This window comes from Arthrobacter sp. R1-13 (genome assembly GCF_054161475.1).
Genome location: NZ_CP096420.1, coordinates 3997988 through 4014675, shown reverse-complemented (window position 1 = coordinate 4014675; position 16688 = coordinate 3997988). Strand labels below are relative to the sequence as shown.

Below are 16688 nucleotides of genomic sequence, written 5' to 3'. Positions count from 1 at the left end.
GAATGATCCTGTGAGTACCAGGGGGCTCAGTTTGCCGGTCCAGCCCAGTCATGTCGACAACCCGAGGCGATGCCCGTCGGGTCCACGCTCGTCATCGCCAGCTCTCTGCGAGCTGGGCGACCCGGCGTTCGAGTTCGGTGATGGGCTGGCTGTGCAGGATCTCGGCGACCTGATCGGCTTCGTCTTCCTCGAGCACGATCCTTGCCACGATCCGATCGGGCTCCACCGGGTCGTAAACGAAGATCTCGCGTGTGCCAGGACGCGCCACGAGGATGCGGAATTGCTGGCCGCCGCGGGTCTGGCAGTCGTGCAGCACCCCGGAGCCGGGCACGGTTGAGTGGGTAGCCTCCATTTTGGCCCTCCTTCCGCCGGTTCCAGATGTGGATTCAGTATTACTTGTGGTGGCACAGAGCTGCCATCGGGGCTGACACCCATTTCCGAAGGGTCAAATGCGCGGGCTCTATTGCTCGTGGGTGCGAGCCCTCATGGACAAAGGACGTGGGCCGCGCAAGGCTAGTCGCATGCGGACCCTGCCCGAAACCATGGCGGCCGGCACGACACATGGCTTGCCTCTCAAAGGACCGGCACAGTTGCTGTTCTGGCGGCTGTTCATCATCAACGGATTGCTTTTCGCGGTGGGCACGCTCGTATTGGCAGTTTCTCCGGCAACGGTGTCGTCACCCGTCCTGCTCACGGAGGTGCCGGTCCTCCTCATTGGACTGGCTCTCATCCTCGCCGCGAACGCCGCCCTGGTTCGGGCCAGCCTCGCACCGCTTGACGCCCTGACGGCTGTGATGCGCCGAGTGAGCCTGTTGCGGCGCGGCGGCGATCGGGCGGCGGAAGCCGGCAACGGCGACCTCGCGCATCTGATGTACACCTTCAATAAGATGCTCGATCGGTTGGAGACGGAGAGCAGCGCGAGCAGTGCCCTCGCGCTGGCTGCGCAGGAAGGGGAACGTCAGCGGATCTCGCGGGAACTCCACGACCAGATCGGCCAGAGCCTGACCGTTGCTCTCCTCAGTCTCAAGCGAGTCGTCGACCGATCTCCCGACGATCTCCGCCAGGAGAGCCTCGTCGCCCAAGAGGCCGTCCGCGCGAGCCTGGAGGAGGTACGCCAGGTGGCGCAGCGTCTGCGCCCAGGCGTACTCGCGGACCTAGGCTTGCGGAGCGCGCTGAGTTCGCTGGGCTCGGAGTTCTCCCGCTCGAGCGGGATCCCGTTGATCTGGGAGCTGGACGACGAGCTCCCGGAGCTCAGCGGCGAGATCGAGCTGGTGCTTTACCGCATCGCGCAGGAGGCACTCACCAACGTCGCCCGGCACGCGCACGCGACACGAGTCGATTTCGCACTCACCTCGACCGCGACCGGGCTGACCCTGACGATTGCCGACGACGGGCAGGGCGGAGACTTCCGCGAAGGCGCAGGCATTCGCGGGATGCGCGAACGCGCCCTGCTCATAGGCGCCGAGCTGACGATCACCTCACCGCGGAACGGGGGGACCGATGTTCGCCTCATCGTTCCCGGCGTCGAGGCGAGGAGCTAACCGATGGGCGAACCCACGCGCATCCTGCTTGCCGACGACCATGCCCTGGTCCGCCGCGGCCTTCGCTTGATCCTTGATGCGGAACCGGACCTTACCATCGTGGCCGAAGCGGCCGATGGAACAGAGGCAGTCGCAGCCGCGGCTGCGGGCGGGGTTGACCTCGCGATTCTCGACATCGCAATGCCCCAGATGACCGGCCTTCAGGCGGCGCGGCAGATATCGCGGAGCGCACCCGACGTGCGGATCCTCATCCTCTCGATGTACGACAACGAACAGTACTTCTTCGAGGCGCTTCGGGCAGGAGCCTCAGGTTATGTGCTCAAGTCGGTCGCCGACCGCGACCTTATCGAGGCGTGCCGTTCAGCGATGCGAGGGGAGTCCTTCCTTTATCCTGGCGCTGTCACCGCGCTCATCCGCGACTATCTCGAGCGCGACCGCCGTGGTGACCGAATGCCGGACAGCATTCTCACTCCCCGCGAGGAGCAGATTACTAAGCTGATCGCAGAAGGCAACTCCGCCAAGGAGATCTCGGAAATCCTCACCATAAGCGTGAAGACCGTTGATCGCCACAGGGCGAACATCCTGCAGAAGTTGGGGTTGCGCGACAGGCTGGACCTGACAAGGTTTGCCATCCGCACCGGGCTCATCGAGCCGTAAGCGGTCTGGACCATATCCAGGTAAGCGGTCCTTTCTTCGGTCCCGCGTTCTGAGACGGGTTTGAACAGCCCTCCCGCCCGTGGGAGCGTGTTGTCATGGGCAAGGTCTACGGTGCGATTGATGAGCGGTTGACGAAATTCATTGCACGGCAGCCGGTCTTTTTCGTGGCCACCGCGCCGCTGTCGGCCGACAGTCACGTGAATGTGTCGCCCCGCGGACTGCCAGGCACTTTTGCAGTCCTCGACGAGCGTACCTTTGCCTGGCTTGACGTCACCGGCAGCGGGAGCGAAACGATCGCCCACCTTCGGGAGAACGGTCGCGTCACAGTGATGTTCTGCGCCTTCGACGGCCCACCGAACATCGTCCGCCTCCACGGCACGGGGCGCGTCATCAGCCGGTACGACGACGAATTCGAGTCACTCGCCCGGCATTTCGACGACCAACCCGGCACGAGGGCCATCATTGTGGCTGACGTTACCCGTGTTTCCGATTCTTGCGGGTGGGGCGTCCCTCTCATGAGCTTTGAGGGCCATCGCGATGTGCTCGGGCCGTACTTCGAACGTAAAGGGACTGACGGCAGCGCCGACTACCGGATCGGCAAAAACCGCACAAGCATCGACGGGCTTCCCGCTTACGACTTTGACCCCTTGAAATCAGCAGAGATCTGACCTCGTTCTCGATCCCACAGCGTGGTAGCGTTCACGGACACCGCTGGCAGTTGCAGGCTTCTACCTCTGGCAGATCATCAGCGAATTTCCGTCGGGGTCTTTGAAGTTGAACCACTTATCAAACTGGATTTCCTCCACCTCGGCACTCTTTTCCTTCATGTGCCGGTGCGCTGTCCGGATATCGCCTGTGTTGAGAACGACGGCGGGAATTTGAAAGACAGCGTCCGGGGAGTAGATCTTGCTGTCGAGGATGAGCCCGGTGCCGTCCATGGGGAGGACGTAAAGGTGGTTGTGCAGGATCTCCCCGTTGGCAGGAACTCCCAGCACGTCGCAGTACCAGTCCCGTGCCTTGTGAAGGTCGCTGACCGGAATGAAAACCATGCCTATCTGAGCTGCTATCGGATTCATGCCAGTCCTTTGTGTCGTGTTTTGGTGAATCGCCCCGGTCCCCGATGGCAGGTTCTGCTTACTATTGCACGGCGACGAGCTTAAGGGACAGCAGACTCGGTCGTCAGGATCGGGCCGCCTGGAGAAGCGTGCAGGTATTTGTGGCGCCATATAGAAAGAGATCCGCCAGTGATTATCTCTAGAGGGATGCCTCGGAGAGAACGAGCTCTGAGCATCCGTCGTCAGCCTGTCACTCCATGAATCTCGACGGAACGGGCGACGAAGCGGAAGCCAAGCGTTTCATCGTCGCCGGAAACGCGGGGCGACCACGACGCCAGCCAAATAGTGCCCTGCAGGGGCCATTCCATCGGGGTCCGAGTGGTAATGCGTCTTAACTGCCCCAACGACCTCACCTTTCATGACAGCCACCAACACGAGGCGGATGTGTCCGGGCGCGATCATCTCGTTGGTCCAGTGTGGGCGTCCGCTGGCATCGCGAGCTGCATTTACATGTTCCAAGTCATCCGCCGCCGCTTCACGAATCTGCACTAGCTCAGCGTATTAGGCGAGTTGATCGGATCCTTCATTCGTGCTCATAAGGCAGCTCCCGAGTGATAACTCGGCCAAGGCCCATCAACTCTTTCTCGGACGGGTCCCCACGAATGACCCCGGCGGCATTCCCGGCCCAAAGACGGGAGCGGCGTTCGGCCGTTTGGCGTGCCGTTCTTCTTCCGCGATGCGTTGTTTCAACCGCTGCAGAACCCAGGGGAACAGGTGTTCGCGTGCCCAGAGAATGTCATCCGCCCTGGCCTCCCGCCATCTCCGCTCTGGCAGCTCCTTGGGCATCATCGGTTCCAGGGTGTGGGGGATGTTGAGGGTATCCAGCACCATGGCGGCGATGGTGTGCTGACCCAGGGGAGAGAAGTGCAGCCGGTCAGGATCCCACATCAGCGGATGGGTGAGTTCTCGCAGTGCCCACAGGTCAGCAATCACGGCGTCGTGGCGGGCCGCGATGATCCGCAGGTTTTCGTTGAAGATGGCCACCTTGCCACGGGTGCTTCCCAGGACCGGGGTCGCACCCCAGTCCGGGCCCGCGAACAGCACCACCGTTGCGCCGGTGGAGGCCAGCAACTCCACTGCTGCGTCCAGCCTGGCGGATAGTTTGTCCGGATCGCTTCTCCTGAAAATCAGGTCATTGCCTCCCCCATTGAGGGTGATCAGATCAGGCTTCAGGGCAAGAGCCGGTCCTACCTGCTGATCCAGGATCTGCCGCAGCAACAGTCCCCGCACCGCCAGGTTCGCGTAGGCGAAATCCTCGTGACCGATACTCAGCTCCTCGGCAACACGGTCCGCCCAGCCCCTTAGGCCTCCGGGGCTCCGCGGTTCGGGATCCCCCACCCCTTCAGTAAACGAATCGCCCAAAGCCACGTATCGGCTCCAAGGGTGCAGGCCATTTCTGTCATCAAGAGTGCCACCCGCGATTCCGCCACCGTCGCTGGGAACGTTCATCTCCCCATATTGCTCTCACTGAACCACGGGCGCCATGCCCGTCGGTTCCGGTCCCGACATAAGTGCCACTGGACCCCCCTTATGCCCCGAATGTCACCTGCGGAAGAGGGACATAACGATGCTCACCACAACAGAAACTATGAGCATGGAGACCCACGGAATGTAGACGCGCATGTTGTCGCGTTCAATTCGGATGTCTCCTGGAAGGCGCCCGAACCAAGACAGCCAGCCACTCCACGCCAGCACACCGACCAGGACAACGAGCACGCCGACGGTCACCAGCAACGGACCAAAGTCGCGTCCCATTTAGAACCCCGCTCACACCGTTGGACCGGCAGCTTCAGTGCTCACTGACCCGAGCACATGCGACTGTTTAAGACGATCGTATAACCCGGTGGCGGTCACAGGGCTACCAGCGCCTTTACACCGTCAGGTCTCTTTCCCTGATCAGGCGGCTTGCGGCGGCCGCCGCAGCGATGGCCACGGCCACCATCAGCATGGCGCCTCCGGGGTTGAAAGCTTCAACGGGCATGGCTGATGAGTGCCGGAACGGGCTCAGGTCCTGAAGCCACACAGGCAGGCCGAGCAGCTCCCCGAACTGCCCCAGGACCAGTGCGGCGGCCAAGGCACTCCAGCCGGCTGGGCTGCTCCAGCGTGGTGCCAGCGCGAACACCATCACGGTCACGGCAGGAAAGACGAGCGCCGCCGGGACGTGGGCCAGCGCGGCGGCAAAAACCGTGCCGGGGCTGCTGCCCCCTGCTTGCCCCAGGGCGAGCACGACGGCGGCCGAGGCTCCGGCGGCAACGGCAACCGCCGTCGTCGTAAATGCCGCAACGGCGAGGGTGCTGCCCAGCCAGCGGAACCGCGACGCCGGCACGGCCAGCAGCAGCTCGGCCCGCCCTTCCGCCTCTTCCACCCGAAGCCGCAGCACAGCCTCGATGCCCGCTGCAGCGGCCAGAATCCCGGCGATGCCCAGCATGGCGGTGGTAAACAGGTCCACCGGGCCGGCGTCGCCCGGAATCAGCCGGCTCATCAGATCCGCCAAGGACGGGTTTCCTTCCAATGCGTCGCGGACCACCGGGCCCAGGCCACCCGCCACGGCCCCCAGCGCTGCGGTAATGAAGCACCAGCTGGCCAGGCTTCCACGCTGCAGCCGCCACGCCAAGCCCAGCATCGACGCCAGGCCGCCGCCCGCCCTTTCCGCGCCCGAATCATCCGGAGCGATGTAGCTGGCGCCCAGGTCCCTGCCGCTGCGGAGCGCCACGGCAACCACCGCCAGGACTACTGTTCCGGCTCCGATAACCAGCAAAGGCAGCGAGTCCGTCTCAGTGAAGGGCCGGATGCGCTGGGCCCAGCCGATGGGTGAGAACAGCGAGGGCCAGGCGGCGGTGACGTGCAGCAGCGATGAGTCGGCGGTGCCGAGGGCGTCGCCGGCGCCGCGGACCAGGTAGGCGCCACCCACCAGCGCCGCGGCTGTGCCGTTGGCGCTCCTTGCGGAGGGCATCACCTGTGCCACCAGGGCGGCGGCCGCCATGAAGAACAGGCCCACCATGCCAACAGCCGTCCCCGCCAGGAATGATCCTGGTACCGGGAGGCCTGCAGCGATGAATCCGGCGGCAACCGCCACTGCGAGGACCACATTTGCGCAGGTGCCGACGAGCAGGGTTGCGTAAAGAGAAGTCACCCGGGCGATATGGGTTGAACCGACCAGCTCAAACCGGCCCTGGTCCTCATCCGCGCGGGTATGCCGGACCACCAGGAACGCACTCATCAACCCCGCCAGCACTGCTGTGAACGAATAGCCCTGGAAGAAGGTGATCGCCCCGGAACTGATACCGTCGGGAAGCCCCCGGAGGAACAGGAAGGCCGGACTGGCCGCGGCCACAGAAATGAGGGCGGCCCGCTCATTGTCCTCGGCAAACTGTGTGGTGACGGCGGTGCCGGCCGCGTAGCCCAGACCCGCGATGCCCAGGATCCAGGCAGCCAGGATCCCGCGGTCCCTCCGGGTCTGGAGCAGGGCCAGCCGGAGAACGGCGGACATCACAGCACCTGGCTCTTGTGGCTGCCCTGCCCGGCATCCTGTCCGGCTGCCTGCACGCCGTAGTGGCGCATGAACAGCTCCTCCAGGGAAGGGGGCGCGGCCGTGATGCCCGTTATGCCTGCAGTAGCCAAAGCATCCAGGACATAGCCAAGGTCCGCTGCATCGGCGTCGAATTCCATGGCTGTTCCGTCGATCCGGAGATCGTGGATGCCCCGACAGGTGGACAGCACCTCAGGTTTCGCTGCCGACGTGACCCGGAAGCGTGTGCGGGTGAGGTGCCGGAGTTCGGCCAGGGTCCCGGATTCCACGGCCACCCCGGACCGTATGATGGTCACCCTGTCACAGAGCTGCTCCACCTCGGTCAGGATGTGGCTGGACAGCAGCACGGTTGCCCCGTCCGAAGTGACCCGGCGGACATGACGGCGGAACACTGCGTCCATGACAGGGTCCAGGCCCGAGCTCGGCTCGTCGAGGAGGTAGAGCCTGGCAGGGCGGGAAAAGGCCGCGATCAGGGCTGCCTTCTGCCGGTTGCCTTTCGAGTAAGTCCGCGCCTTCTTCCGTGGATCGAAATCGAACTCGTCAATGAGTTCCCGACGCAGGTTTTCATTCGCGCCGCCGCGCAGCCCGGCGAGCAGGTCGATGACCTCGCCGCCGCTCAGATTCGGCCAGAGCGTGACGTCCCCGGGGACGTAGGCCACATCCCGGTGGGCCCGCACCGGCTCAGCCCACGGATCGATGCCGAACACCCGGGCCATTCCCGATGTTGGCCGGATCAGGCCCAAAAGAATCCGAAGCGTTGTGGATTTTCCTGCCCCGTTGGGTCCGAGGAAACCATGGACCTCGCCCGGCAGAACGGACAGGTCCAGGCCTGCCAATGCGGACGTGCGCCCAAAATTCTTAACGAGGCGCGTGGTGGTGATGACGGGATTCGAGTCGGTGTGCATGGCCGTTCCTTGGTCGCAGCAATCACGCCCAAGGCGGTTGCCAGGGCATGCCGCAGGCGTTTCCGCATGCGGGCCGACCAGGCTTCCCGGCTCTCCGGTCCTCATCATACAAGCGGTACATGGCCTCTGGAAGGGGACCTGGAGACGCGGATGATCGGAGAGAAGGACGCCGACGGCGAAGCCCCCGTTCTGCCGAATCCTGATAACCAGTGGGACTGGGGCTACGGTGTCCGAGGAGTTCTTGAATGCCTGCCGTGGGAACGCCGGCCACGTAAAGAACACGTAGGAGACGGCCAGAAACGGGTACGGCTTACTCGTGCCCAGCAGGTCTTGGCAGCCCAGAATATAAGTCTGGGGCCGGCGGCGATAGAGCCTTCTGAGACCAAGGTTCGACCCCCAGTCTCCGCCGGCCCCGGCCCACAAGCCCTCTCTGCCGGGCGGGCCAACGGCTCTTCCAGGAGGACCACGCGACGGATTTGAGGGCCCGAAACCTCTTGCAACGCTGAATTCCAGGTGCTATAAAATCTGTATCAGCGGATATACATCCGGTCTATCAAATTGGATCACAGGAGGTATGAGATGTTGATGCTCAATGACCCGTTCCGCCAGTTCGACAGGCTGGCCCAGCAGGTCCTGGGCACGGCGGCCCGCCCGGCAGTCATGCCGATGGACGCCTGGCGTGAAGGGAACGAATTTGTGGTCGCGCTGGATCTGCCCGGCGTAGATATTGACTCGGTTGACCTGGACGTCGAACGCAATGTCCTGACGATCAAGGCCGAACGCAAGGACGCGGTCAGCGAAGACACCGAGATGTTCGCTTCCGAACGTCCCCGCGGTGTGTTCAGCCGTCAGCTGGTCCTGGGCGAGACTCTGGACACCGAGAACGTCAAGGCCAGTTACGACGGCGGCGTCCTGACTGTGCGGATCCCTGTTGCGGAACAGGCGAAGCCCCGCAAGATCGAAATTGAGACCAAGGGCAAGCAGCCACAGATAAGCGCCACCTAGTAGACCGGAACGGAAACAAAGTGGTCCCCGGCCAACAAGGCCGGGGACCACTTCACCCGAAGCTGCAAGGGAGCCAGCAGCATCACCCACTTGCCGGTAATACGGCTGTTGATCGGGGAGTCCAATGGGCGAAGCAACGATCGCCGGCTACTTGGCCGGATACCTCGCGACTCTTATAGCGGTGTTCCTTTACTTCCTCCCGGGGCTGCTGCTCTTCATTGCGCTGGTCCTGATCGTTGGCCTCTTGCGCCTGCTGGCTCAGCCATTCCTTTCCCTGATTCACAGACTGCACAGGTGAGTTCTGGGCAACGGAGCGACGCTGGCTACCGTGCCGGCCCTCCACTCGCCCGGGCAGGAAAGCTCAGTCCACCATCCGGTACGTCGCATCGGAACGGTCGAGGTCGCTCGCGATCGTCGTCAGGCTGAGGCCGTAGTTGCTGTGCCTGATGTAGCGGTCCGGATAGTTGTGCGAGCGGAACGATGTCAGATAGTTGTGCGCCAGCCCTGCCACCGGGAGGAAGGTCGAGTCTGCCTTGAAGAGAGCGGAACCGTCATTCTGGACCAGGCTGAATTGGTAGTTCCAGTGGCGCAGGAAGTGGCCGGGCATATCGACTGACTCAAACGAGATGCGACCATCCGCCTGACTGGCCAGCCCGGGGACTATCCGGAACTGTGAGTCCTTGACAGGGGATGTCGTGGGATCGAGGCGGACTGTTGAACCGGAGTGCCGAACATAACGGTCGGGCACGTTGAAGCTTTGCAGCCGGGAGACACGCCTGCCGGTCTGGGCCGGGTACTGCATTAGGGTGCCGAATCCGAGGGCGTCGTATCCTCCGGAGGTTGTGCCATAGTCGCCGCCTCCACTATCCGGCCGAAGGGTGGCAGCGATTTGGCTGACCCAGGGCGTGCTGAGGCCCTTGCGGCCGGAGTAGTGTCCCAGCACCTGATCCCAAACCGGCCGGGCCTGTCCCCGCGCGCCCTCTCCGGGGACTGTCTGGGTCTGCCAGCCGACGTGGGACGCGGTGGTCGAGGGCCCGGACTGCCACGTGTACGGGGTGAACGGAACGTCGTTGCCGAGGTTGTATTTTGCAACATACTCGGCCGCCTTGAGGAAACGGTTGTCGTCGTGCCCGTAGCAGTCGATGCCCTGGTTCCAGGCCATTTCGCAGAAGGCACCCATGAGCCCGATGCCCATGATGGTATGCGCCTGGTCACGGCCGCTCTCCTGCCACTGGGCCAGGCCCTCGTCCTCGTAGACGTAAGGCACGGCCTTCGGCAGGGAGCCATTTCCCGCGCCGCTCTGGAAGTACGTGACGGCGCGGTCAACCAGATCGTCGCGGTCCGCGAAGATCCCGATCGCCATGATCGATGCCATGTTGCATAGGTCCCAGTTGGCCCAGTAGTTGGTGATCACAGCACCGTTGTGATTGGTGAGGAAGTCCTCATTCATCGGGTGGAAAATGTTGAGGAGCATGCCGCGGAACCGCTCAAACTCGAAGTCCGGGTGGTCCCGAACCAGCTCTGCCGCGTTCGCGAATTGGTAGCCGTAGATGCCTGCGGCCAGGAAGCGGTCCGCGTTGCCGGTGACCGTGGTCAGCATCCCGGACCAGGCGTTGAGAATCCTCACCGCAGCTGCGCCATGGGCGGCCTCGCCGGAGACCCGCCATCGCAGGGCGTTCTGATAGGCGGCATGTACGTCAGGAAAGAGCTGCGCATAGTTTGAGCCGTCGCCACCGCGGATGACTGTCTCCAACGGACGCGGCTGCCACCCGGAACTGGACCGGCCGTTTGCCACCAGGCGGTTCCAGCCCCCCAGCCAGGGCTGGACACCGTCGGCCACGCGCAACGACGTGGCCTCGATGTCAGCCAGAGTGTGGACCATGCCTGGATGCGCATACTTGGAGGGTCCAAGAGAGACTGTCGCGAGCGGAGTGGGGCTGGGCTTGGGCTTCGCCCAGGAGGCGCCGGCGGCACCGGCCGCTACAAGGGGTACAGCAAGGGAGGCACCAGTGATGAAGGACCTGCGTGAAACCGCACTGCGGGATGACCGAAGGTGGCGATAATTCGTCGTCATTGACTTCCGTTCGCTAGGAATTCCTGAGACCCGAGGGAGCGGGAAATCGTTATCCCGCTCGGGCAATACTCACACGTGCAGGGCGGAGGTTCAAGAGGCCAGGCTGTCTTTTCTTCAGTGAACCCCTATGCCACTGTGTTGCTCAGGCTTCCCAGTCCTCCGAGGCTGATCTCCACACGGTCACCCGGCTGCACCGTCACGGCCGTGCCCGGCGCACCTGTCATCACCACGTCACCCGCTTCCAGCGTCAGCCAGGACGTGACGTAGACCAGACAGTCCACCACCGAGGAGGGCAGATTGAATGTGCCGGACTTCGCGCGGATTTCCCCGTTGACGGAGACGTCGATGCCCACCAGGTCCGGATCAGGTAGCTCGGTTTCGATCCAGGGGCCCAGGGGTGTGTAGTTGACGCCGGCCTTTCCTTGGAAGTTCCGCTCATCCACTGCCCCCTGGTCCACATTGGTGACGTCATTGACGCACGTAAAACCGAGAACATGCTCGAGGGCGTTGTCTGCCGTGAGTGAGGCTGCGCTCTTCCCAATGACGACGGCGAGCTCACCTTCGATGTTGACCGTGCCCCGGTCCCGCGCAGCCACAATCACATCCATCGGGTTGGCCACCGTATGCACGGACTTATGCCATGCCTGGATGGGCAAAGGGTGATCGTTGATGGTCCGGTTATGGGCAATGCCCACGACGACGGCTGGCCGGACGGGGGCCAGGAAAACCGCCTCCGCCTCGGGGGTCGAGCCTCCCGTGAAGCTAAAGGTCTCCGCGAACAGATCGCTCACATGATCCCAGTTGCCATCGCGCTCCACAGCAAACTGGGGCCCGGTGGTCGTCTTTATTCTTGCGAGGCGCAAGGAGTCTCCTTGGTGATATTGGCGGCAACCCGCCGTCGTCGGCTATTGCAGGTACTTGAAAACACTCCACGGAGCCCGCACCACAAAAGTGCAGGTGCTGCGGTGTCGCGCCCCGAAGGTGGGGCGCCGGTCACCGGACTCCGAGCGAAAGAACGCTGGTTCCCCGCAGGCAAGGCATGTCAGGTGCTCACGCCGCGATCTCCGCCAGGATTCTTCCCTGGCCCCGAACTCCGCGGCATCCCAGTCCTTGCCGTCCACTGAACTCATGGCACGTTTCACTTGGCTTCCCTTCAGGGTCCTAGGTGGCGCGCAGGCTCAGCCGCTTCTTGAACGCGGACGCTTCCAGGACTTCCCGGTTGATCACAAACTCCGGGGTTCGGCCGTTGGCCACATCGACAATGGCGCGCACGCAGCTGCCTCCGTTTCCCAGCGACATCTCGTCCGTCCAAGACAGGCAGTGAGGGGACAGCGTCACGTTCGGCAGGCCGATGAGCTCGTTGGCTACCGGCTCCTCTTCGAAGACGTCCAGCCCGGCGCCGGCAATTGTGCCGCTGACCAGCGCCGCAATAAGGTCCTGCTCGTTGATGATGGGACCTCGCGCCATATTAATGACGACGGCGGTGGGTTTCATCCGTTCCAGGAGTGCGGCATTAACGATGTGCCGGGTCTGGTCGGTCAGGACTGCCATCACAATCAGTGCGTCGCAACACTCGGCCAGGTCCGCCAGCTCCATGAGTTCGACGCCGAGCGCGGCGGCACGCTCCGGGGGGCAAAAGGGATCGTATCCGAGGCACCGGACGCCAAACGGCTGGAGCAGGCGGATCAGTTCCCCGCCGGTGTTCCCGACGCCCAGGAGGCCGATGGTCTTCCCTGACAAGCCCGTCCCCATGAACCCCTCTCGCAGATCCCAGCGCTGTTCCCGGACCAGGCGGTCCTTGGTCACGGTGTGGTGCATCACGGAGAGCAGCATGGACAATGTGGCGGTGGCAACCGGTCCGCGGGCGCCGTCGGGAGTAATGGTTGCCACGGTTCCCGCGGCCGTGCAGGCCTTGAGGTCGACGGCGTCGAATCCGACGCCGAACCGTGCCAGGATCAGCGGGGGATTGGCAACCCCGGCGAAGGAATCCGCCGTCACGGCCGGGGCGGCGTAAAGGATTGCGTCGTACTGCTCCATCTGGGCCGGCGTCAGTGCTGCCGCCGGGTCCTGCATGTACTCCCAGTCCAGGCCTGCGTCGTCAAGTCCGGTGAGGCCGATGTCGCCCCAGACGTTCTGTCCGGAGGGGTCAAGGAAATCAGGGGAAATGCCTACGGCGAACTTCATTAGAAGACCGCCAAAGGGTTCACGGGCGAACCGGTGCCGCGGGGGATGTTGAGTGGAGCCACCACGAACATGAACCGGTAGCGGTCCTCCTCGGCGCAGGCCGCGCCGAGAGCTTCGAGATCGAGGTTGTCCAGGAGAGGCAGCCCCATGGCGGTGATCGCCAGGATGTGGATGGGGGAGTGAATGCCAGGGGTGGGGGAGGGCCGCACGTCCGAATCGCCGTCGCCGCCGAGTACGCTGATTCCGCGCTCCGCCAGCAGTGGCATGCAGTCAACGTGAAGGCCCGCGCTCAGGTCCGAGGAGTCCCAGATTCCCAGTTCGCTTGCACGCCGGAAGTGCCCGGTGCGGATCAGGACGGCGTCGCCGGCTGTGATTTTCACTCCAAGCTTTGCTTCAGCCTCCAGAATGTCGATTGCCCGGATTGCGGTACCGGGCTCAAGCCACGGCACGTCAAACAGGACAGTGAAATCCAACAGCACGGCGGGAGTAACGAGCGAGCCGAGTGCACTGACGGAGCCGAAATCAGCTCCGGTGGCGGTAACCACGTCCTTGGAGGTCTGCCCTTCATAGAGCAGGCCTTTGTAGGCGATGTGACTCAGTGCGTCCAGGTGGCTGACGGCCTTGCCGTGATAGTCAACGCCGATGAAGTCCTTATTGCAGGATGGTTCCGGAGCCTCACGGATACCGAGATCCGTCATGTAGTGGAGCGCGGGGTTGGCGTTGGAGGGCCCGCTAACGGTATTCCAGGGCAATGCAGTCGGAACCACCCGCCCGCTCCGGACCAGGGAGGCTGCTTCCACGACGGAGGCAGGAGCCACCGTTTGCCAGGCTCCCGCGGACGGATCGCTGTAGGTGCCCCAGGTCTTTACCTCTTCGAAGACCTCCTCGAAGCGGGCTTGATCCACTGCTGGCCCCTTATTGGCTGGCTCTCGATAGAGTGAGGTTGCCCTGATGTCTTCCGCGCACACGGTGTACTCCTTGAAATTTAGGGACCGTCCTGGAATCCGGTCTGTTGCCTCCAACAGGAAGGCCAGACGGCCATGAGATGCCACCGGTCCTGCGAAGGAGATGGGAGGGGGTGACTAGGCAATGATAAGCCAATATACTGGCCGAAAGTCAATATCTTGAATTAGGGGAAGCGAAACATGGCGACAGAAACTACTGCAGGCACACAAAGCTCCGTGCCGGCCATTACCCGGGCCATGGCCATCCTTGACCTCATCGCCGAGGCAGGACAGGCGGGCGTCAGCGTGCCGGAGATTGCCAAGTCGATGGATCTGGCCAAGTCCTCCACCGCCAACATCGTTGCGGCTTTAGAGGGTGAAGGCATGCTGCGGCGCACGGATGGCAGGTTCACACTGGGCCGGCGAATCCTGTCCCTGGCAGGGGACTACCTCCGCTCAGCGGACCAACTCTCGGAGTTTTATGCGCTCTGCCGCCGCTCCAAGCTCATCTCACGGGAGGCGGCGCGCCTCGCATTGCTGGACGGAACCGACGTCCTGTACCTGGCCCGCTACGAAGGAACCAACCCCATCAGGCTGACGGCAAACATCGGCGACCGCTATCCGGCCCACGTCACGGCGACCGGAAAAGCCGTACTTTCCACGCTTCCTGACGCCGTGGTGGAGGACCGCTACCGTGGCAAGTCCTTTGTCGCCTTCACCCCCAAGTCGTTGACAAGTGTCCCGGAACTGCTGGCCGAACTGCAGGCATCGCGGCGCCGCGGCTACTTCATGGACGACGAAGAAACCACTGTCGGCGTGGTCTGCTTCTCGGTCCCCGTGGTGGATATCCCAGGGGAACCTGCCCAATTCGCCATCAGCGCGACGCTCCTCAAGGCGCGCGCCGACGAGCTGAAACACGAGGACATTGTGGGCGAGCTGCAGCAGATTGCCCGGGCCCTGGCCAACCCGCTCAGTTCACACTCCCTCTAGCCCGCCAAGATCCCTCCGGCACATACCCAACTGCGACAGTTCACTGCTGCGGTTAGCGCATGCGTGCCCTGATTTCCCGGCCTTCCCTTCGCCCAAGCCCCCTTGGGGAAGACATGTAGCGACCAACTCCCAATCCACCCTTGACCAATATGTTGACTTTAGTACAGGATATTGGTCAGCAGGTCATTGATGACCACCCAGAAATTTACGCAGCACTGGGGCTGCAAGGAGCGAACATGGGACTCAACCCTCCCGCGATGCCGCTGATTCACATTGAAGAATTGTCCAAGCGGTTCGGAGTGAACGCAGCTCTAAAGGACGTCAACCTCACCCTGGAAGCAGGCAGCATTCATGCACTGCTCGGCCAGAACGGGGCCGGCAAGTCCACCATCATCAAGATTCTTTCCGGGCTCTACACACCCACCAGCGGCCGCATAACGGTGGCAGGGCACGCCCTCGGAACCCCCGAGGCCACCGCCACCATGGCCTTCATCCATCAGGACCTCGGCTTGGTGGACTCCATGACCATTGCAGAGAACATCGCATTGAGCACCGGGTTTGGCCGTTCCGGCGGTTTCATCTCCTGGCGCCAGGTACGTGACGACGCCGCTGAGGCCCTTCAGACAGTGGCGTCCCATCTGGAACCTGACCGCTACGTCTCGGAATTGAGCCGGGCGGACAAGTCGCTGGTGGCGATCGCCCGGGCTCTGGCCTCCAACGCCTCGGTGATCGTCCTGGATGAACCCACCGCAAGTCTTCCCGCGGCAGATTCGCGTCGGCTCTTCGATGTGCTGGAAAAGCTGCGGAGCCAGGGCCACGGGCTGCTGTACGTCAGCCACCGGCTCGATGAAGTGTTCGCCATTTCAGATACCGTCACAGTCCTGCGTGACGGCCGCCTGATCCACAGCGGACCCATTGCTCAGAAGTCTCCGCGCGAGCTCGTCGTGGATATTGTGGGCCGCAAGCCAGTCAGCTACACCTCGGGAAGCGGTGTTCAGCAGGACGTTGAACGGCTGGAAGTACATGAGCTGACCACCTCGCAGACACAAGCTCTCTCCTTTACAGTTCACGCCGGCGAAGTCGTCGGAATGGTGGGACTGACCGGTGCAGGGCACATGGAACTCGGGAGGGCATTGGCCGGGGCGTGCAGGATCACCTCGGGCAGTGTGAAGCTCGATTCCAAGGACTATCAGCCGCGGACGCCGTCGGAAGCTGTTGACTCCGGCGTCGGCTTCGTCACCAGCAACAGGATGGAAGAGGGCTGCGCCCCGGAGTTGACGCTTCGGGAAAACTTCCTGCCCAACCCCGCCATCCGCTCCAAAAACCCCTTTACGTGGACCAGCCCAAAGACCGAACGGAAGCTGGCCGGAGAACTCGTGGAACGGTACGGGGTCAGGCCGGCACTCACCGAGGTGGCCATCGCCACGCTTTCGGGCGGCAACCAGCAGAAAATCATGATCGGCCGCTGGCTGAGCACCCGGCGAAAGCTCATCATCCTCGAGGAACCCACCGCCGGAGTGGACGTGGGCGCCAAGGCTGACATCTACACCCTGCTGGAGGAGTCGCTGGCGGGCGGGCTCGCCGTCCTGATGATTTCCACAGACTTCGAAGAAGTCGCCAACGTGTGCCATCGGGCACTCGTTTTTGTCCAGGGAACAGTCACAGCCGAGTTGTCCGGTGCCGACCTGTCCATTGCAAACCTCACCGCGGCGGCCTCCGGTGCTGCTCTGACTTCGGAGTAATC

General features: G+C 63.2%; 19 protein-coding genes. 7 read left to right on the top strand and 12 right to left on the bottom strand.

Translation table 11 applies throughout. From position 1 onward, the window contains the following. Nucleotides 1–91 precede the first annotated feature (91 nt). Nucleotides 92–352 carry a hypothetical protein gene (locus M1D88_RS18560; protein ID WP_458112203.1) on the bottom strand — a complete coding sequence of 87 codons (261 nt, stop codon included), beginning with the start codon at nt 350–352 and terminating at the stop codon, nt 92–94. A gap of 169 nt (nt 353–521) precedes the next feature. Between M1D88_RS18560 and M1D88_RS18555 the strand changes: the two genes are divergently transcribed. From M1D88_RS18555 to M1D88_RS18545, 3 genes are all read left to right on the top strand, one after another. Further along, nucleotides 522–1541, top strand: a complete 1020-nt coding sequence (locus M1D88_RS18555) for a sensor histidine kinase (RefSeq protein ID WP_458112202.1) — start codon at nt 522–524, stop codon at nt 1539–1541. Between the two features lie 3 nt (nt 1542–1544). Continuing rightward, entirely contained in the window at nt 1545–2198 is a 654-nt protein-coding gene (locus tag M1D88_RS18550; RefSeq protein WP_458112201.1) for a response regulator, read from the top strand. 95 nt (nt 2199–2293) lie between these two features. Further along, complete coding sequence (locus M1D88_RS18545; RefSeq protein WP_458112200.1) at nt 2294–2866, top strand: pyridoxamine 5'-phosphate oxidase family protein; 573 nt, start codon at nt 2294–2296, stop codon at nt 2864–2866. A gap of 60 nt (nt 2867–2926) precedes the next feature. On the opposite strand, the gene M1D88_RS18540 is transcribed toward M1D88_RS18545, so the two are convergent. From M1D88_RS18540 to M1D88_RS18520, 5 genes are all read right to left on the bottom strand, one after another. Continuing rightward, the gene (locus M1D88_RS18540) at nt 2927–3274 is read right to left on the bottom strand and encodes a VOC family protein (protein ID WP_458112199.1); all 348 of its coding nucleotides are present in this window, start codon (nt 3272–3274) and stop codon (nt 2927–2929) included. Between the two features lie 612 nt (nt 3275–3886). Beyond that, on the bottom strand, nt 3887–4762 hold the full coding sequence (locus M1D88_RS18535; protein ID WP_458112198.1) for an SGNH/GDSL hydrolase family protein: 876 nt from the start codon (nt 4760–4762) through the stop codon (nt 3887–3889). A gap of 93 nt (nt 4763–4855) precedes the next feature. Beyond that, the gene (locus M1D88_RS18530) at nt 4856–5068 is read right to left on the bottom strand and encodes a DUF2905 domain-containing protein (protein ID WP_458112197.1); all 213 of its coding nucleotides are present in this window, start codon (nt 5066–5068) and stop codon (nt 4856–4858) included. Between the two features lie 115 nt (nt 5069–5183). Then, the gene (locus M1D88_RS18525) at nt 5184–6803 is read right to left on the bottom strand and encodes an ABC transporter permease (RefSeq protein WP_458112196.1); all 1620 of its coding nucleotides are present in this window, start codon (nt 6801–6803) and stop codon (nt 5184–5186) included. After that, nucleotides 6803–7747: an ATP-binding cassette domain-containing protein gene (locus M1D88_RS18520; protein WP_458112195.1), complete on the bottom strand. Its 945-nt coding sequence runs from the start codon at nt 7745–7747 to the stop codon at nt 6803–6805. The genes M1D88_RS18525 and M1D88_RS18520 overlap by 1 nt, the downstream gene beginning before the upstream one ends. Nucleotides 7748–8326: 579 nt before the next feature. Between M1D88_RS18520 and M1D88_RS18515 the strand changes: the two genes are divergently transcribed. After that, a complete protein-coding gene (locus M1D88_RS18515) occupies nt 8327–8752 on the top strand; it encodes an Hsp20/alpha crystallin family protein (RefSeq protein ID WP_458112194.1) in 426 nt (141 codons plus the stop codon). On the opposite strand, the gene M1D88_RS18510 is transcribed toward M1D88_RS18515, so the two are convergent. Next, nucleotides 8749–8877 (bottom strand): hypothetical protein, encoded by a 129-nt coding sequence (locus tag M1D88_RS18510; RefSeq protein ID WP_458112193.1) that lies wholly within the window; start codon nt 8875–8877, stop codon nt 8749–8751. The two genes, M1D88_RS18515 and M1D88_RS18510, sit on opposite strands and share 4 nt — an antisense overlap. Between M1D88_RS18510 and M1D88_RS18505 the strand changes: the two genes are divergently transcribed. Next, nucleotides 8877–9050, top strand: coding sequence for a hypothetical protein (locus tag M1D88_RS18505; protein ID WP_458112192.1), 174 nt, complete (start codon nt 8877–8879; stop codon nt 9048–9050). The genes M1D88_RS18510 and M1D88_RS18505 overlap by 1 nt on opposite strands. A gap of 63 nt (nt 9051–9113) precedes the next feature. On the opposite strand, the gene M1D88_RS18500 is transcribed toward M1D88_RS18505, so the two are convergent. The 5 genes from M1D88_RS18500 to M1D88_RS18480 all read right to left on the bottom strand — a co-directional run bounded on the left by M1D88_RS18500 (nt 9114) and on the right by M1D88_RS18480 (nt 13915). Further along, entirely contained in the window at nt 9114–10826 is a 1713-nt protein-coding gene (locus M1D88_RS18500) for an AbfB domain-containing protein (protein WP_458112191.1), read from the bottom strand. Between the two features lie 125 nt (nt 10827–10951). Then, nucleotides 10952–11689 carry a fumarylacetoacetate hydrolase family protein gene (locus tag M1D88_RS18495; protein WP_458112190.1) on the bottom strand — a complete coding sequence of 246 codons (738 nt, stop codon included), beginning with the start codon at nt 11687–11689 and terminating at the stop codon, nt 10952–10954. 42 nt (nt 11690–11731) lie between these two features. After that, nucleotides 11732–11968, bottom strand: coding sequence for a hypothetical protein (locus M1D88_RS18490; protein WP_458112189.1), 237 nt, complete (start codon nt 11966–11968; stop codon nt 11732–11734). Nucleotides 11969–11987: 19 nt separating this feature from the next. Next, nucleotides 11988–13010, bottom strand: coding sequence for an NAD(P)-dependent oxidoreductase (locus M1D88_RS18485; RefSeq protein WP_458112188.1), 1023 nt, complete (start codon nt 13008–13010; stop codon nt 11988–11990). Further along, a complete protein-coding gene (locus M1D88_RS18480) occupies nt 13010–13915 on the bottom strand; it encodes a cyclase family protein (RefSeq protein ID WP_458112187.1) in 906 nt (301 codons plus the stop codon). Before M1D88_RS18480 ends, M1D88_RS18485 begins: the two co-directional genes overlap by 1 nt. A gap of 240 nt (nt 13916–14155) precedes the next feature. Here M1D88_RS18480 and M1D88_RS18475 point away from each other — a divergent pair, with 240 nt between their 5' ends. After that, nucleotides 14156–14944 carry an IclR family transcriptional regulator gene (locus tag M1D88_RS18475; RefSeq protein ID WP_458112186.1) on the top strand — a complete coding sequence of 263 codons (789 nt, stop codon included), beginning with the start codon at nt 14156–14158 and terminating at the stop codon, nt 14942–14944. A gap of 236 nt (nt 14945–15180) precedes the next feature. Then, the gene (locus M1D88_RS18470) at nt 15181–16686 is read left to right on the top strand and encodes a sugar ABC transporter ATP-binding protein (protein ID WP_458112185.1); all 1506 of its coding nucleotides are present in this window, start codon (nt 15181–15183) and stop codon (nt 16684–16686) included. Nucleotides 16687–16688 lie beyond the last annotated feature (2 nt).

Coding starts and splice junctions, on each gene's coding strand:
- M1D88_RS18550 (WP_458112201.1), top strand. CDS start 1,545: ATGGGCGAACCCACGCGCATCCTGCTTGCCGACGACCATGCCCTGGTC.
- M1D88_RS18530 (WP_458112197.1), bottom strand. CDS start 5,068: ATGGGACGCGACTTTGGTCCGTTGCTGGTGACCGTCGGCGTGCTCGTT.
- M1D88_RS18500 (WP_458112191.1), bottom strand. CDS start 10,826: ATGACGACGAATTATCGCCACCTTCGGTCATCCCGCAGTGCGGTTTCA.
- M1D88_RS18545 (WP_458112200.1), top strand. CDS start 2,294: ATGGGCAAGGTCTACGGTGCGATTGATGAGCGGTTGACGAAATTCATT.
- M1D88_RS18540 (WP_458112199.1), bottom strand. CDS start 3,274: ATGAATCCGATAGCAGCTCAGATAGGCATGGTTTTCATTCCGGTCAGC.
- M1D88_RS18475 (WP_458112186.1), top strand. CDS start 14,156: ATGGCGACAGAAACTACTGCAGGCACACAAAGCTCCGTGCCGGCCATT.
- M1D88_RS18535 (WP_458112198.1), bottom strand. CDS start 4,762: ATGAACGTTCCCAGCGACGGTGGCGGAATCGCGGGTGGCACTCTTGAT.
- M1D88_RS18485 (WP_458112188.1), bottom strand. CDS start 13,010: ATGAAGTTCGCCGTAGGCATTTCCCCTGATTTCCTTGACCCCTCCGGA.
- M1D88_RS18470 (WP_458112185.1), top strand. CDS start 15,181: ATGGGACTCAACCCTCCCGCGATGCCGCTGATTCACATTGAAGAATTG.
- M1D88_RS18515 (WP_458112194.1), top strand. CDS start 8,327: ATGTTGATGCTCAATGACCCGTTCCGCCAGTTCGACAGGCTGGCCCAG.
- M1D88_RS18560 (WP_458112203.1), bottom strand. CDS start 352: ATGGAGGCTACCCACTCAACCGTGCCCGGCTCCGGGGTGCTGCACGAC.
- M1D88_RS18555 (WP_458112202.1), top strand. CDS start 522: ATGCGGACCCTGCCCGAAACCATGGCGGCCGGCACGACACATGGCTTG.
- M1D88_RS18505 (WP_458112192.1), top strand. CDS start 8,877: ATGGGCGAAGCAACGATCGCCGGCTACTTGGCCGGATACCTCGCGACT.
- M1D88_RS18525 (WP_458112196.1), bottom strand. CDS start 6,803: ATGTCCGCCGTTCTCCGGCTGGCCCTGCTCCAGACCCGGAGGGACCGC.
- M1D88_RS18520 (WP_458112195.1), bottom strand. CDS start 7,747: ATGCACACCGACTCGAATCCCGTCATCACCACCACGCGCCTCGTTAAG.